The 1,425-nt window shown below is 36.9% G+C and carries 1 pseudogene; it reads right to left on the reverse strand.

The annotated features are described in order from the left end of the window. Window positions 1-1,316: 1,316 nt before the first annotated feature. Window positions 1,317-1,425: pseudogene (locus AAC155_RS24150) on the reverse strand (IS5/IS1182 family transposase); the annotation flags it as partial.

Consider the following 1,425-nt stretch of genomic DNA (forward strand, 5'->3'; position numbering starts at 1 on the left):
CCAATTTTTATTTATAAAAGCAAGGAATGCTAAAGTAATACATACTGGGGCGACAGAACTAGCAGTTAGTGCGTAGCGAGAAAAATTATTAAGCATTATGTTCCCCCTCTCCCCCGTGCCTTTGATTGCTGTATATAATGACAGTATATACTATATTTACTATTTTATTGCATTACAAGAAGAATTATTTGCTTTTTAGATTGGTGGACGGAGATATCCTTAATTCCGGCACTGAGCAGGAATTAATTAAAATCAAAAGGTTATAGTAAGTTGAATGATTTCTCTCTTTTCTTTCAGGTAATCGTAGCGATCATAGTACTTGGTTGAAACTCCGGGTTTCTTATGATTTTGCAATCCCTCTCTCATCTCTGAGCTGATCCCCACATCCCTGTCTAATGGTGTAAAATCCATCGCTACACTTCATATTGAGTGCTTTTCCTGTTTGTACATAGTTGTGTATATATTTTGTTTTATTGTGATTTATTTTTATTTAAGTTTTTGTTTTTATTGTTATTTTTAATTACAATTTATTCGCTGCCGCTATGGTAATGCTTCGCTTGATTATGAGACGCTGATGAGACGTGAAAGTTTTCATACGTATTCGATGTTTTGCCAACTTTTGCGAAGTAATGCGCTGTGAGCTGCGGTTTTCGCTGTATCTAGTTGTTTTAAAACGTAGTTCTATACACTCATAATCGCTTGGTCACTGGTTCAAGTCCAGTAGGGGCCACCAGATTTTAGCTGTTAAATCAGTACATTAGGCCATTCAAACAAGAGTGGCTTTTTTGTTTCTGGTAGTCAGTGGCGACAAAATGGCGACAGAGATTTTTTCATAAAGCCATTGCCTGGATGAAAACACACTAGCCAGCTTCAATTTCTGGGCAAGAGTTAGTCTATTTATCAACCTTTTAACATTATCACCTTTTCTACCCTTATCCCTGATTCTCCTTGAAGATAATGCGAGAAACATAGATCAACTTTAAAAGCTTGTTTTGGACACCGAATAGAATCACAAATTGCTAAGACTTCAATTCTGTGTCTATGCAATTTTTCTGCACTTAGAACATTGGCTGGTTTCTGACAATAAGGGAAAATAATGAGCTGACTTAGTGAAATACTCTTCTCCCTGCCTATATAGCTACCGGTCTTTCTAATCGAAGGTAAAACTTCACTAGTACTACAGCCGTACTTACTTTTTTCAACAGAAAAGACACCCATAGAAAAGCTTAATTCATGCGGTTTCTCAGAGTTGTGAGCATCAAGGAAAATACAACTTTCTGGTATCTACGGCTGTAGTACTAGGTTGTGTCCCTCAATTAAATAATGACCTTAAGAAATAAGCGGATACAACCTAATTTCACCATAGCGATATAATTTCTTGCTGTCTTTTCATAACGGGTGGCGATGCGACGATGCTCTTTGAGT

It is taken from the genome of Photorhabdus sp. HUG-39 (assembly GCF_963878365.1).
GTDB lineage: Bacteria > Pseudomonadota > Gammaproteobacteria > Enterobacterales > Enterobacteriaceae > Photorhabdus > Photorhabdus kayaii.